Origin of the sequence: Streptomyces solicamelliae (assembly GCF_045348655.1) — a bacterium.
In the GTDB taxonomy this organism is placed as follows: Bacteria; Actinomycetota; Actinomycetes; order Streptomycetales; family Streptomycetaceae; genus Streptomyces; species Streptomyces solicamelliae.
This window is the reverse complement of the sequence record NZ_CP160404.1, coordinates 810,544-822,530: the sequence shown is the minus strand read 5'-3', so window position 1 is coordinate 822,530 and position 11,987 is coordinate 810,544. Positions and strand designations below refer to the sequence as shown.

Sequence of the window (11,987 nt, the reverse complement as noted above, 5' to 3'; positions counted from 1 at the left end):
TGCCCCCACCGGGGGAGGGGACCCGCTCAGCCCGCTGCCGCCGCCGCGCGGACCGCCGCGCAGATCCGCGCCACGTCCGCGTCCCCCGTCACGAACGGCGGCATCGTGTAGATCAGGTCGCGGAAGGGGCGCAGCCAGACGCCCTCCCGGACCGCCGCGGCCGTCGCCGCCGCCATGTCGATGTCGTGGTCCAGCTGGACCACGCCGATGGCGCCGAGGACCCGGACATCCCGGACGCCCGGGAGCGTGCGGGCCGGCTCCAAGCCCTCGCGCAGGCCGCCCTCGATCCGCTTGACCTCCGTCTGCCAGTCCTGCGACAGGAGCAGGTCGATCGAGGCGCAGGCCACCGACGAGGCGAGGGGGTTGCCCATGAACGTCGGGCCGTGGGCCAGCACCGGGACCTCGCCGCGCGAGATCCCGTCGGCCACCTCCGACGTGCACAGCGTCGCCGCCATCGACAGATAGCCGCCGGTCAGCGCCTTGCCCACGCACATCACGTCCGGCGCGACACCGGCCGCGTCCGCCGCGAACAGCGTGCCCGTCCGGCCGAACCCGGTCGCGATCTCGTCGAACACCAGCAGCACGCCGTGCTCGTCGCACGCCTCGCGCAGCACCCGCAGGTACTCCGGCGCGTGGAACCGCATCCCGCCCGCGCCCTGCACCACCGGCTCCACGATGACCGCCGCCAGCTCGTCCGCGTGCCGCGCGACCGCCTCGCGCAGCAGCTGCGCGTACGACTCCTCGTACGCCGCCGGCGGCGCGTCGACGAACAGCTGCCGGGGCAGCACCCCGGACCAGAGCTCGTGCATCCCGCCCTCGGGGTCGCACACCGACATCGGCTGCCAGGTGTCCCCGTGGTAGCCGCCGCGCCAGGTCAGCAGCCGCTGCTTGGCCGGCCGGCCCACGGAGCGCCAGTACTGCAGGCACATCTTCGCGGCGACCTCGACGGACACCGAGCCCGAGTCGCTGAGGAAGACGTGCTGCAGCGGCCCGGGGGTGATCTCGACCAGCCTTGCGGCGAGCCGGACCGCGGGCTCGTGGGTGAGCCCGCCGAACATCACATGGCTCATCCGGTCGAGCTGACCGCGCGCCGCCTCGTTCAGGACGGGGTGGTTGTAGCCGTGGATCGCCGACCACCAGGACGACATGCCGTCGATCAGCTCGTCCTGCCCGTGGGCCGGTTCGGCGAGCCTGAGCCGTACCCCGGACGCGGACGCGACGACCAGCGGCTCCGCACGGCCCGGCATGGGGCCGTACGGGTGCCAGACGTGCGCCCGGTCCAAGGCGAGCAGTTCGTCGTTACGCATTCGGCGCCAGGTCCGTGCCCGCGCCGCGGCGGCGCACGGCCACCAGGTCGGTACGGGCGGGGTTGGCGTCCTCGGCCGACGGCGCCTCGGCGGCGACCGGCTCGGAGGCCGGCTCCGCCGCCGCGTGCCCGCCGCACGGACCGCAGCCGCCGCCCGCGTGCGAGCCGCACGCTGCGGCATCCGCGTCCGCGGAAGCGGACGAGCCGCAGCCGCCCGCCGCCGCGCCGGAACCGCAGCCGCCGCCCGCCGCGGCGAGCGCGTCGGCACGGTGCGCGGGCAGCGTCGTCGTCCCGGCGCCCTCCACCTCGAAGCCGGCGTCGGCGATCATGTCGAGGTCGGCCTGACCGGCCTGGCCCTCACTGGTCAGGTAGTCGCCGAGGAAGATCGAGTTGGCGATGTGCAGCGCCAGCGGCTGCATCGACCGCAGGTGCACCTCACGGCCGCCCGCGATCCGGACCTCCACGTCGGGGCAGACGAAGCGGACCATGGCCAGGATCCGCAGACAGCGCTGCGGGGTGAGGTGCCACTCCTTCGCGAGGGGGGTGCCCTCGAACGGGATCAGGAAGTTGACCGGCACCGAGTCCGAGTCCAGCTCGCGCAGCGCGTACACCACGTCGACCAGGTCCTCGTCGGCCTCGCCCATGCCCGCGATCAGGCCCGAGCAGGCCGACAGGCCGGCCGCGTGCGCCTTCTGCACGGTGTCCACGCGGTCCGCGTAGGTGTGGGTGGTGGTGATCTCCCCGTACGTCCCCTCGGACGTGTTCAGGTTGTGGTTGTACGCGTCGGCGCCGGCGTCCTTGAGCCGCTCGGCCTGGCCGTCGGAGAGCAGACCGAGACAGGCGCAGACCTCGATGCCCTCGTTCTGCTCCTTGATCGTCTCGATCGTCTTCCCGACCCGCTCCACGTCCCGGTCCGTCGGACCGCGGCCGCTCGCGACCAGGCAGACCCGCTTCGCACCGCCCGCGACACCGGCGGCGGCCGCCTGGGAGGCCTCCTCCGGCTTCAGCCAGGTGTACTTGAGGATCCCGGCCGTGGAGCCGAGGCGCTGCGAGCAGTACGAGCAGTCCTCGGGGCACAGCCCGGACTTCAGGTTGACCAGGTAATTGAGCTTGACCCGGCGGCCGAACCACTGACGGCGCACCTTGCCGGCAGCGGCCACCACATCGAGCAGTTCGTCGTCGGAGGTCGCCAGCACGGCGAGCGCTTCTTCACGGGTCGGCAGCTCGCGCCGCAGGCCCTTCTCCACCAGCGTGTTCAGCAGGTCCATAAGGGCTGATCCTGACCTACGTCACGCCTTTCGGCCAAGGAGGATCCGAACAAACGGGCCCGTTCGAGGTGTGTGTATGACCACACCCCGACCTCGGCGTCCTGCGGTTAGGGTCTGTGCGCTGCCTACAAAAGGATCTGTCATGTCCCAGGCCGTGGACCCGCGCCGACGCGCGTTCGACTGGACCGACGCCGAGGCCCGCCGCCGTACGGACGCCGGACTCGTCCGGACGCTGCGCCCCCGCGCCGCCGAACCGGACGTCCTGGACCTCGCGAGCAACGACTACCTGGGCCTGACCCACCGTGCCGAGGTCAAGGAGGCGGCAGCCGAGGCCGCCCTGCGCTGGGGCGCCGGCTCCACCGGCTCGCGCCTGGTCACCGGCACGACGGCGCTGCACACCCGGCTGGACCGGGAGCTCGCCGCGTTCTGCGGCTTCGAGGCCGCCCTGGTCTTCTCCTCCGGCTACACCGCCAACCTCGCCGCGCTCACCGCGCTCGGCGGTCACGGCTCGCTGACCGTCTCGGACGCCGCCAACCACGCCTCCATCGTCGACGGCTGCCGCCTCTCCCGCGCCGAGACCGCGATCGTCCCGCACACCGACCCCGAGGCGGTACGCAAGACCCTCGACGCCCACCCGGGCCGCCGCGCCCTGGTGGTCTCCGACTCGGTGTTCTCCGTCGACGGCGACAAGGCCCCGCTGGCCGAGCTCGCCGCCGCCTGCCGCGCCCACGGCCCGGCCGCGCTGGTCGTGGACGACGCCCACGGCTTCGGCGTCCTCGGCGAGGGCGGCCGGGGCGCCCTGCACGAGGCGGGGCTCGCCGGCGACCCGGACGTGGTCGCCACCCTCACCCTGTCCAAGTCGCTGGGCAGCCAGGGCGGCGCGGTCCTCGGCCCGGCCAGGGTGATCGAGCACCTGGTCAACGCGGCCCGCACGTTCATCTTCGACACCGGCCTCGCCCCGGCCGCCGTCGGCGCCGCTCTCGCGAGCCTGCGGCTGATCCGCGAGGAGCCGGGACTCGCGGAGCGGGCCCGTACCGTCGCCGCCGCCCTGCACCGTGGGCTCACCGACGCCGGGCTGACCGCGGCCCGCCCCGACGCGGCGGTGGTGTCGGTGCACGCGCCCTCCCCGGACGCGGCGCTGCGCTGGGCCGCGGACTGCCGCGAACAGGGTCTGGGCGTCGGCTGCTTCCGGCCGCCGTCGGTGCCGGACGGCATCTCGCGGCTGCGGCTGACGGCCCGCGCCGACCTCACGGACCAGCAGGTCGACGAGGCCGTCGCCACGATCCTGCGCACGGCACCGGAGGCCTGACCTCCGGCGGACTCGGGGCCGGGGCCGGTGCCGGACTCGGGGCCGGGGTCCGGCCGTCGAGCAGACCGGCCCTCAAATGCGTTCTGGCATCGCAGAGTTCACCGCATCGAGCGACAGATTTACGCATATCTCCGTGAAACACCTCCCAGGTCCCCCGGAACGGTGGCACTCTGGCGCGAAGCGCAATCCGGGGCCGGGCGCCCCGGTGGGAAAGGGACAGCGTCGCCATGGCAGACCATCAAGAAGCAACCCTCACTCTGCCGAGCGATCCGGCCTCGGTCTCCACGGCCCGCAGATACGTCGCCGGCGTGCTCGCCGGCTGGGGCCTCGACGAGGGTTCCGAGACCTCCGACACCGTCCGTCTGATCGTCTCCGAACTGGCCACCAACGCCGTCCAGCACACCTTCGGCCAGTCGCCCACCTTCACCGTCGACGTCCGCCTCGAACGCGACGAGCAGCTGCACATCGGCGTCACCGACAGCCACCCCCGCTGGCCCCAGCGGCTGCCCGCCGCCGTCCAGCAGGACAACGGGCGCGGCATGGTGATCATCCGCTGGCTGACCGCCGAGTGCGGCGGCAGGCTCTCGGTCCGCCCGACCGACGACGGCGGCAAGACGGTCTGGATCGAACTCCCCTGGACCACCCCGTCCCCCAACTGACCCCGTCCCCCGACCGACAGGGGGTGACCGGCGGCGCGCTCGCCGGTCTCGGGCTCACCCTGCCGGCCGCCCCGGTGACGGGACACTGAACCGGGGCGGCCGCCGCGTCAGCGGACCCTGCCGTACCAGACCTTCGAGGACCAGATCCGGTCGAGCTTCACCCACGAGCCCGTCTTGGGGGAGTGCCAGATCCTGCCGTTCCCGGCGTAGATGCCGACGTGGTAGACGCGTCCGCCGGAGTGGAAGAAGACCAGGTCGCCCTTGGCCCGGCCGGAGGCCGCGATGTGCCGGGTCTTGTTGTACTGCTGCTGCGCCGTGCGGGGCAGCGCCTTGCCCGCGCGCTTGTACGAGTAGAGCGTGAGCCCCGAGCAGTCGAACCTGCTGGGCCCGGTCGCGCCGTACTTGTAGGGGGCGCCCTTCTTCGACGCGGCGACGCCGAGCGCCTTGCTCGCGTACACGGTGGCCGCCTCGGCCTCGGGCGCCGCGCCGGGGGCGAGGAGCGTGCCGCCGACGGCGGCGAGGGTCAGGGCCGATACGGCGCCGGCCCGGGAGAGCAGGGACGGGACATGAATCTGCGCAGACATGCGCAACCCTTCGTCAGCCGCCTGTGAAGGATGACCTGTCGGGTTCGGGCCCGAAGAAGCCCGGCCGCGGCTGCGGCTTCACCCCGAGGACCTGCCGTGGTCGTGCGTACGGCCGGTCCGTGTTGCCTGGGTCCTCCACTCCTGCCGATCCACTCTGTCGACCAGACGTCCGGAGCGGCGGCAGGACTCGGCGTCCGCCCGGACCGCCCCGCCGGGGATGGCGGGGGCTTGTCGTCGACAGGGATCTTGACCCAGCTCGTGCCGAAATCCGAGCTGAAACGAGGTGATGTGAGGCTGCTCACGACTGATCCGATCGGGTGGACAGGCAGTCTTTGTGATCAGCGGAGGTTTGGCGGATGAGCCCCGTACCAGCACCGGAATAGTTCATTCCGCCAAATGCGTACACCGGTTGCGCAACTCACCCGCGACACAAGTCGATTCGTCGACTACGCCGATCGAGCGAGGGTTCCTGCGACCGACTGGCCCTGGACACGACATGCGGAACTGTCAACTGGCGGAGGAGTCGGCCAGGGTGACCCGGTGTGCGCGGCGCTCGCCGTCCAACACCCGCAGGGCGCGCGCCAATGTGGCCGCGTGGACCTCGCTCTCCCCGCGCCGGTGCATGACTTCCAGGGCGTCCCGCAGGGCGACCGCCCGTCCCACCAGGGCCTGAGCCGCCCTCAGGGCCCCATAGGTATGCGATGCCCTGGATGGATTGATTCTCCCCAGTTGGTCGACGACTTCGAGGTACGCGTCGACCAACTCACCCTCGGCGCGGGTGAGGGCGGGGAGCGGCGGCAGTTCGGGGACCACCTGCGCTCACCTCGGTCCGGCGCCGCGGTTCTGCACCACGTGGTCCACGAGCCCGTACTCCACGGCCTGCCCGGCGTCGAAGACCGAGAGGCGGTCGAGGTCGGCGTCGATCCGCTCGCGGCTCTGCCCGGTGTGCTCGGTCAGCATCCCGGCGACCATGGCGCGCAGCCGCAGCATCTCCGCCGCCTGGATCTCCAGGTCGCTGGGCTGCCCCTGCACCGGCTCGTCCGTGCCCGGCTGCTCGAGCACGATGCGCGCCCCGGGCAGGGCCATCCGCTTGCCGGGCGCGCCGGCGGCGAGCAGGACGGCGGCCGTCGACACGGCCTGGCCGAGGCAGGTCGTCGCGACCTCGCAGGTGATGACCTGCATCGTGTCGTAGATCGAGGCCATGGCACTCGGCGAGCCGCCGGGCGAGTTGATGTAGAGCGCGATCTCCCGGTCGGGGTCGGCGTACTCGAGGTGCAGCAGCTGGGCGATCACGTCGTTCGCCGAGGTCTCGTCGATCGGCGTGCCGAGGAAGACGATCCGCTCCTCCAGGAGCTTGGAGTACGGATCGAGGGTGCGGCTCCCGTAGCTGGTGCGCTCGGTGAACTCGGGCAGGACGTAGCGGTTCTGCATGGCGGCGCCTCCTCTGTAAAAAATGTACAGGACGTACAGGCCGTAAGATGAGGAGCATGGCCTACGAGATTCCGGTGACGCAAGCGCGGGCAGAGCTCGCCGACCTGATCAACCGCGTCGTGTACGGCAACGAGCGCGTGGTCGTGACCCGCCACGGCAAGCCCCTTGTGGCCCTGGTATCCGCCGCTGACCTGGAGAAACTCGAAGCGGACCCGGAGCCGGCGGAGGAGCCGGTGATCAGCACGGTCGCCGCCGTCCGCCCGGTCGCGTCCGCTCCCGGTGAACAGGGCCGGTTCGGCATCGCCGCCCGCCACCGCGAACGGGGCGCCTGACGGAGCCCGTCCGGCGAACGCCTGAGGGCGATGGCCGCATGACGCAGCCCGCATGACGAAGGCCGCGTGCCCCCGTCCGCTACAGCGGGGACACGCGGCCGTACAGAAGGAGCGGGCTCAGCGCACCGGCTCCGGCTCCGGCTCCGGTCGCGCCGCGGCCGGGCCCTGCGCCGCGGCCGTCGCACCGCCCTGCCGCACCGCGAGCACCGCGACCAGGCCCGCCGTCGCCCACGTGCCCAGGACGAGGAGCGCGCCCCCGGCACCGTTGCCGTCGAAGTAGGCGACCGAGCGCAGAGCCGTGCCCGCCGCGCCCGGCGGCAGCCACTGGCCGAGCAGTCCGGCCGGCTCCGGCAGGAGCTGCGGCGCGGAGCCGATGCCCGAGAACGGGTTGCCGATCAGGATCATCAGCAGGCCGCCGACGCCCAGGCCGCGCGGGCCGAGCAGCGCGCCCAGGCCGGCCATCGTCGCGCCGATCGCCAGCACGGTCAGGCCCAGCACCCCGGCCTCCGCCCACCACGAGCCGGTCAGGACGCCGAGCCAGCTGTGCGCGAGCGCCGCGCCGGTGATGCCTGCGAGCGCCGCCGCGCCGACCAGCGCGGCCCCGGCCCGCAGTCCGCGCAGACCGAACAGCGTGACCACCGCGCCGGTCGCCGCCCCGCCGATCGCCAGCGGCATCAGGCTCGACGCGAACACACCGCCGCGCGGATCGGTCGCCGGCGCCTTGACGACATCGGTGACCTTGGGCTCGGCGCCCGCGGGCAGTTGCCCGGTGACCGCCTCGCGCAGCAGCTGGGCGACGGCCGGGCTCGCGGCCGTGGCGGTGAGCAGTTCGGGGCCCTGCGGGGTGACGACGATCGCGCCGTACACCTCGCGGTCCTCGATCGCGCGGCGGGCCGCGTCGGCGTCCGCGTAGCGGTGCACGTCGAAGGCGCCTTCGTGCCGGGCGAGGTTCTGCTCCAGCGGTGCGGTGGCGGTCGCCGGGCCCGCCACGCCGAGCGGCAGGTCGCGGGGGGCCGTCCGGGCGGCCGGCCAGGCGAAGGCCCACAGGGCCAGGGCCACCACGATCGGGATCAGGGCCAGGACCGCGACCGTGCGGCGGGTGGCGTTGGCGGACATGGCACCCCTCGATTCAAAGAGAAGGATCGTTCGTTTTTCTGTTGCCCCGACTGTCCCGCCGAGTCCGCTCCTTGTCAAGAAGGAATGTTCGTTTTAACTTTGCGGGCATGGCACGCGTATCCCAGGAGCACCTCGACGCCCGCCGCCGGCAGATCCTCGACGGCGCCGCCCGCTGCTTCGCCCGCAACGGCTTCCACGCCACGTCCATGCAGGACGTCTTCACCGAGGTCGGCCTGTCGGCCGGAGCGGTCTACCGCTACTTCAACGGCAAGGAGGCCCTGATCGCGGCCATCGCCCAAGAGGCGTTCGGCGGGATCCGGGCCGCCTTCGAGGACGCCTCGCGGATGGTCCCGCCGCCCATGCCGGACGTGCTGCTCGGCGGGGTGCTGCGCATGTTCCTGGAGCAGCGGATCCCCGGCGCCGACCAGCGGGCCTTCCCCCGGCTGATCATCCAGGTGTGGACCGAGACGCTGCGCGACGAGCAGCTGTCCGCGACCCTGGCCGCGGGCTACCAGGGCATGCGCGCGGCCTGGTCCGAGCTGGTCGAGGCGTACCGGAAGAACGGGCTGCTCCGCGCGGACGTCCCCGCCGACCACGTCGCCCGCACCCTCATCGCCGTCGCCCAGGGATTCATCGCTCAGCAGGCGCTCTTCGGAGACGTGGCCGTCGAGGTCCTGGAGGACGGGCTGCGCGGGCTCATGTCCATGGAGACGCAAAGCGCCAGTTAACGCGCCGGAAAAACTTCCGCCCTAACGTGCAATGTCTGACCGCACGGACCGTCCTCGCAGTTCGACGGGCTGTTGAAGATCGGTAGGGTCCACCGACGATCGACCGGTCCGCGGCCGTCAGGATGCCCGCCCGGTGGACGACTGTGAGGTGGAAGCGTGCAACTGAGCCCCCATGAGCAGGAACGCCTGCTCATCCATGTCGCGGCCGACGTGGCCGAGAAGCGCCGCGCGCGCGGGGTCAAGCTCAACCACCCCGAGGCCGTCGCCCTGATCACCGCGCACGTCCTGGAGGGCGCCCGGGACGGCCGTACCGTCGCCGAACTCATGGCCTCCGGGCGGAAGGTGCTCACCCGCGACGACGTGATGGCCGGTATCGCCGAGATGATCCACGACGTCCAGGTCGAGGCCACCTTCCCGGACGGCACCAAGCTCGTCACCGTCCACGAGCCGATCGCCTGAGGGGCTGACCCGCGCCGTGATTCCCGGAGAAATCCTTTTGGGTGAAGGTCCGGTCGTCCTCAACGAGGGCAGCCCGGTCACCACGCTCACCGTGCTCAACGCCGCCGACCGGCCCGTCCAGGTCGGCTCCCACTACCACTTCGCCGAGGCCAACCCCGGCCTGGAGTTCGACCGGCCGGCCGCTCACGGTCTGCGCCTGAACATCGCCGCCGGCACCGCGGTCCGCTTCGAGCCCGGCATCCCCGTCGAGGTCGAACTCGTCCCGCTGGCCGGCCGCCGGATCGTCGCCGGACTGCGCGGCGCGATCGGAGGACCGCTCGATGCCTGAACTGCACCGCGCCGTGTACGCCGACCTGTTCGGCCCCACCACCGGCGACCGCATCCGGCTCGCCGACACCGACCTGCTCATCGAGATCGAGGAGGACCGCAGCGGTGGCCCCGGCCGGGCCGGCGACGAGGCCGTCTTCGGCGGCGGCAAGGTCATCCGCGAGTCCATGGGGCAGTCCCGCACGACCCGTGCCGAGGGCGCGCCCGACACCGTGATCACCGGGGCCGTCGTCCTCGACCACTGGGGCGTCGTCAAGGCCGACATCGGCATCCGCGGCGGCCGGATCACGGTCCTCGGCAAGGCCGGCAACCCCGACACCATGGACGGCGTCCACCCCGGGCTCGTCATCGGCCCCGAGACCGAGGTCATCGCCGGCAACGGGCGGATCGTCACCGCCGGCGCCGTCGACGCCCACGTGCACTTCATCTCGCCGACCGTCGTCGACCAGGCCCTGGCCACCGGCGTCACCACCCTCGTCGGCGGCGGCACCGGCCCCGCCGAGGGCACCAAGGCCACCACGATCACGCCCGGGCCCTGGCACCTGGCCCGGATGTTCGAGGCCCTGGAGACCTACCCGGTCAACATCGGCCTGCTCGGCAAGGGCAACACCATGTCCCGCGAGGCCATGCTCTCCCAACTGCGCGGCGGCGCCGTCGGGTTCAAGATCCACGAGGACTGGGGCGCCACCCCGGCCGTCATCGACGCCTGCCTGGGCGTCTGCGACGAGACCGGCGCCCAGCTCGCCGTGCACACCGACACCCTCAACGAGGCCGGATTCGTCGGCGACACCCTCGCCGCCATCGGCGGCCGGACCATCCACGCGTACCACACCGAGGGCGCGGGCGGCGGACACGCGCCGGACATCATCACCGTCGTCTCCGAGCCGTACGTGCTGCCCAGTTCGACCAACCCCACCCGGCCGCACACGGTCAACACCGTCGAGGAGCACCTCGACATGCTGATGGTCTGCCACCACCTCAACCCGGCCGTGCCCGAGGACCTGGCCTTCGCCGAGTCACGGATCCGGCCGTCCACCATCGCCGCCGAGGACGTGCTGCACGACCTCGGCGCGATCTCGATCATCTCCTCCGACTCCCAGGCCATGGGCCGCATCGGCGAGGTGATCCTGCGGACCTGGCAGACCGCGCACGTGATGAAGAAGCGGCGCGGCGCTCTGCCCGGCGACGGCCGCGCCGACAACCTGCGCGCACGTCGCTATGTCGCCAAGTACACGATCAACCCCGCCGTCGCGCAGGGCATGGATCACCTGATCGGCTCCGTCGAACCGGGCAAGCTCGCCGATCTCGTCCTGTGGGAGCCGGCGTTCTTCGGCGTCAAGCCGCTCGCCGTGCTCAAGGGCGGCCAGCTCGCGTACGCGCAGATGGGCGACGCCAACGCCTCCATCCCCACCCCCCAACCGGTCCTGCCCCGGCCGATGTTCGGCGCGCTCGGCAAGGCGGCGGCCACCGGCTCGGTCAACTTCGTCGCCCCGGCCGCCCTCGAGGACGACCTGCCCGAACGCCTCGGTCTGGGCAAGACGTTCACCCCCATCGGCAGCACCCGCCGGGTCACCAAGGCGGACATGCGGGAGAACGACGCGCTGCCCCGCGTCGAGGTCGACGCCGACACCTTCACGGTGACGATCGACGGGGAGGCGGTCGAGCCCGCGGCCGCCACCGAACTGCCCATGGCCCAGCGGTACTTCCTCTTCTGATGACGAACAGATCGGCCCTCCTCGTGCTCGCCGACGGGCGGTTCCCCGCCGGCGGCCACGCCCACTCCGGCGGCGCCGAGGCCGCGGTGAGGGCCGGCCGCCTCCGGGACGCCGCGGACCTCGCCGCGTTCTGCCGGGGCCGGCTGCACACCACCGGGCTCACCTCGGCGGGCCTCGCCGGGGCGGCCGCGCTCGGCATGGACCCGTACGCGCTGGACGCCGCGGCCGACGCGCGCACCCCGTCGTCCGCGCTGCGGGCCGCGTCCCGCAAGCTCGGCCGGCAACTGATGCGGGCCGGCCGCGCCGCCTGGCCGGGGCCCGAACTCGACGCGCTCGCCGCGGCGTTCCCGCGGGGGGCGCACCAGCCGGTCGTGCTCGGCACCGCTGCCCGGGCCGCGGGGCTCGGGGCCGAGGACGCGGCGTACTGCGTCGCGTACGAGACGGTCGGCGGGCCTGCGACGGCGGCCGTGCGGCTGCTGAGCCTCGATCCGTACCAGGCCACTGCCGTCTTGGCCCGGCTTGCCCCGGAGATGGACGAGGTCGCGGAGCGGGCGGCGGCCGCGGCTCGGGAGGGCCTGCATGCGTTGCCCGCCGCGTCCGCGCCTCTGCTCGACATCGCCGCCGAGCACCATGGCGCCTGGCCGGTCCGTTTGTTTGCGTCGTGACCGGCTGTCCCGGGGGCCTCGGGGTCGAGGAGCTTGATCGGGCGCCGCCCTGCGGGGTTGTGCCCGCCCATCCCCCAGGCTCTCGGCT

Annotated in this window: 14 protein-coding genes and 1 riboswitch; of the genes, 8 read left to right on the top strand and 6 right to left on the bottom strand. The window is 72.8% G+C overall.

Annotated features, from left to right (window positions below):
• Nucleotides 1-26 precede the first annotated feature (26 nt).
• Together ABZO31_RS03820 and bioB are read right to left on the bottom strand one after the other, a co-directional pair.
• On the bottom strand, nucleotides 27-1,307 hold the full coding sequence (locus ABZO31_RS03820; RefSeq protein WP_406859503.1) for an adenosylmethionine--8-amino-7-oxononanoate transaminase: 1,281 nt from the start codon (nucleotides 1,305-1,307) through the stop codon (nucleotides 27-29).
• Nucleotides 1,300-2,574, bottom strand: a complete 1,275-nt coding sequence (gene bioB / locus ABZO31_RS03815) for a biotin synthase BioB (protein WP_406859502.1) — start codon at nucleotides 2,572-2,574, stop codon at nucleotides 1,300-1,302. The genes ABZO31_RS03820 and bioB overlap by 8 nt, the downstream gene beginning before the upstream one ends.
• A 142-nt stretch (nucleotides 2,575-2,716) precedes the next feature.
• Here bioB and ABZO31_RS03810 point away from each other — a divergent pair, with 142 nt between their 5' ends.
• Entirely contained in the window at nucleotides 2,717-3,883 is a 1,167-nt protein-coding gene (locus ABZO31_RS03810; protein WP_406859501.1) for an 8-amino-7-oxononanoate synthase, read from the top strand.
• Nucleotides 3,884-4,110: 227 nt separating this feature from the next.
• A complete protein-coding gene (locus tag ABZO31_RS03805) occupies nucleotides 4,111-4,542 on the top strand; it encodes an ATP-binding protein (protein ID WP_406859500.1) in 432 nt (143 codons plus the stop codon).
• A gap of 107 nt (nucleotides 4,543-4,649) precedes the next feature.
• Here ABZO31_RS03805 and ABZO31_RS03800 read toward each other — a convergent pair whose 3' ends face one another.
• The 3 genes from ABZO31_RS03800 to ABZO31_RS03790 all read right to left on the bottom strand — a co-directional run bounded on the left by ABZO31_RS03800 (nucleotide 4,650) and on the right by ABZO31_RS03790 (nucleotide 6,557).
• A complete protein-coding gene (locus ABZO31_RS03800; RefSeq protein WP_406859499.1) occupies nucleotides 4,650-5,126 on the bottom strand; it encodes a C40 family peptidase in 477 nt (158 codons plus the stop codon).
• Nucleotides 5,127-5,129: 3 nt separating this feature from the next.
• Nucleotides 5,130-5,329: riboswitch (cyclic di-AMP (ydaO/yuaA leader) on the bottom strand.
• Between the two features lie 304 nt (nucleotides 5,330-5,633).
• A complete protein-coding gene (locus ABZO31_RS03795) occupies nucleotides 5,634-5,939 on the bottom strand; it encodes a hypothetical protein (RefSeq protein WP_406859498.1) in 306 nt (101 codons plus the stop codon).
• A gap of 6 nt (nucleotides 5,940-5,945) precedes the next feature.
• Nucleotides 5,946-6,557 carry an ATP-dependent Clp protease proteolytic subunit gene (locus tag ABZO31_RS03790; RefSeq protein ID WP_406859496.1) on the bottom strand — a complete coding sequence of 204 codons (612 nt, stop codon included), beginning with the start codon at nucleotides 6,555-6,557 and terminating at the stop codon, nucleotides 5,946-5,948.
• A gap of 56 nt (nucleotides 6,558-6,613) precedes the next feature.
• On the opposite strand from ABZO31_RS03790, the gene ABZO31_RS03785 reads away from it, so the two are divergent.
• Nucleotides 6,614-6,889, top strand: coding sequence for a type II toxin-antitoxin system Phd/YefM family antitoxin (locus ABZO31_RS03785; protein WP_406859495.1), 276 nt, complete (start codon nucleotides 6,614-6,616; stop codon nucleotides 6,887-6,889).
• 117 nt (nucleotides 6,890-7,006) lie between these two features.
• Here ABZO31_RS03785 and ABZO31_RS03780 read toward each other — a convergent pair whose 3' ends face one another.
• Entirely contained in the window at nucleotides 7,007-8,005 is a 999-nt protein-coding gene (locus tag ABZO31_RS03780; protein ID WP_406859494.1) for an ABC transporter permease, read from the bottom strand.
• Nucleotides 8,006-8,112: 107 nt separating this feature from the next.
• Between ABZO31_RS03780 and ABZO31_RS03775 the strand changes: the two genes are divergently transcribed.
• From ABZO31_RS03775 to ABZO31_RS03755, 5 genes are all read left to right on the top strand, one after another.
• A complete protein-coding gene (locus ABZO31_RS03775) occupies nucleotides 8,113-8,733 on the top strand; it encodes a TetR/AcrR family transcriptional regulator (RefSeq protein ID WP_406859493.1) in 621 nt (206 codons plus the stop codon).
• Between the two features lie 156 nt (nucleotides 8,734-8,889).
• Entirely contained in the window at nucleotides 8,890-9,192 is a 303-nt protein-coding gene (locus tag ABZO31_RS03770; RefSeq protein ID WP_406859492.1) for an urease subunit gamma, read from the top strand.
• 16 nt (nucleotides 9,193-9,208) lie between these two features.
• A complete protein-coding gene (locus tag ABZO31_RS03765; protein WP_406859491.1) occupies nucleotides 9,209-9,520 on the top strand; it encodes an urease subunit beta in 312 nt (103 codons plus the stop codon).
• The gene (locus tag ABZO31_RS03760) at nucleotides 9,513-11,234 is read left to right on the top strand and encodes an urease subunit alpha (RefSeq protein ID WP_406859490.1); all 1,722 of its coding nucleotides are present in this window, start codon (nucleotides 9,513-9,515) and stop codon (nucleotides 11,232-11,234) included. The genes ABZO31_RS03765 and ABZO31_RS03760 overlap by 8 nt, the downstream gene beginning before the upstream one ends.
• Nucleotides 11,234-11,899, top strand: a complete 666-nt coding sequence (locus ABZO31_RS03755) for an urease accessory protein UreF (protein ID WP_406859489.1) — start codon at nucleotides 11,234-11,236, stop codon at nucleotides 11,897-11,899. Before ABZO31_RS03760 ends, ABZO31_RS03755 begins: the two co-directional genes overlap by 1 nt.
• The last annotated feature ends 88 nt before the right edge of the window (nucleotides 11,900-11,987 follow it).

Coding starts and splice junctions, on each gene's coding strand:
- ABZO31_RS03785 (WP_406859495.1), top strand. CDS start 6,614: ATGGCCTACGAGATTCCGGTGACGCAAGCGCGGGCAGAGCTCGCCGAC.
- ABZO31_RS03820 (WP_406859503.1), bottom strand. CDS start 1,307: ATGCGTAACGACGAACTGCTCGCCTTGGACCGGGCGCACGTCTGGCAC.
- ABZO31_RS03775 (WP_406859493.1), top strand. CDS start 8,113: ATGGCACGCGTATCCCAGGAGCACCTCGACGCCCGCCGCCGGCAGATC.
- bioB (WP_406859502.1), bottom strand. CDS start 2,574: ATGGACCTGCTGAACACGCTGGTGGAGAAGGGCCTGCGGCGCGAGCTG.
- ABZO31_RS03755 (WP_406859489.1), top strand. CDS start 11,234: ATGACGAACAGATCGGCCCTCCTCGTGCTCGCCGACGGGCGGTTCCCC.
- ABZO31_RS03810 (WP_406859501.1), top strand. CDS start 2,717: ATGTCCCAGGCCGTGGACCCGCGCCGACGCGCGTTCGACTGGACCGAC.
- ABZO31_RS03780 (WP_406859494.1), bottom strand. CDS start 8,005: ATGTCCGCCAACGCCACCCGCCGCACGGTCGCGGTCCTGGCCCTGATC.
- ABZO31_RS03805 (WP_406859500.1), top strand. CDS start 4,111: ATGGCAGACCATCAAGAAGCAACCCTCACTCTGCCGAGCGATCCGGCC.
- ABZO31_RS03800 (WP_406859499.1), bottom strand. CDS start 5,126: ATGTCTGCGCAGATTCATGTCCCGTCCCTGCTCTCCCGGGCCGGCGCC.
- ABZO31_RS03790 (WP_406859496.1), bottom strand. CDS start 6,557: ATGCAGAACCGCTACGTCCTGCCCGAGTTCACCGAGCGCACCAGCTAC.
- ABZO31_RS03760 (WP_406859490.1), top strand. CDS start 9,513: ATGCCTGAACTGCACCGCGCCGTGTACGCCGACCTGTTCGGCCCCACC.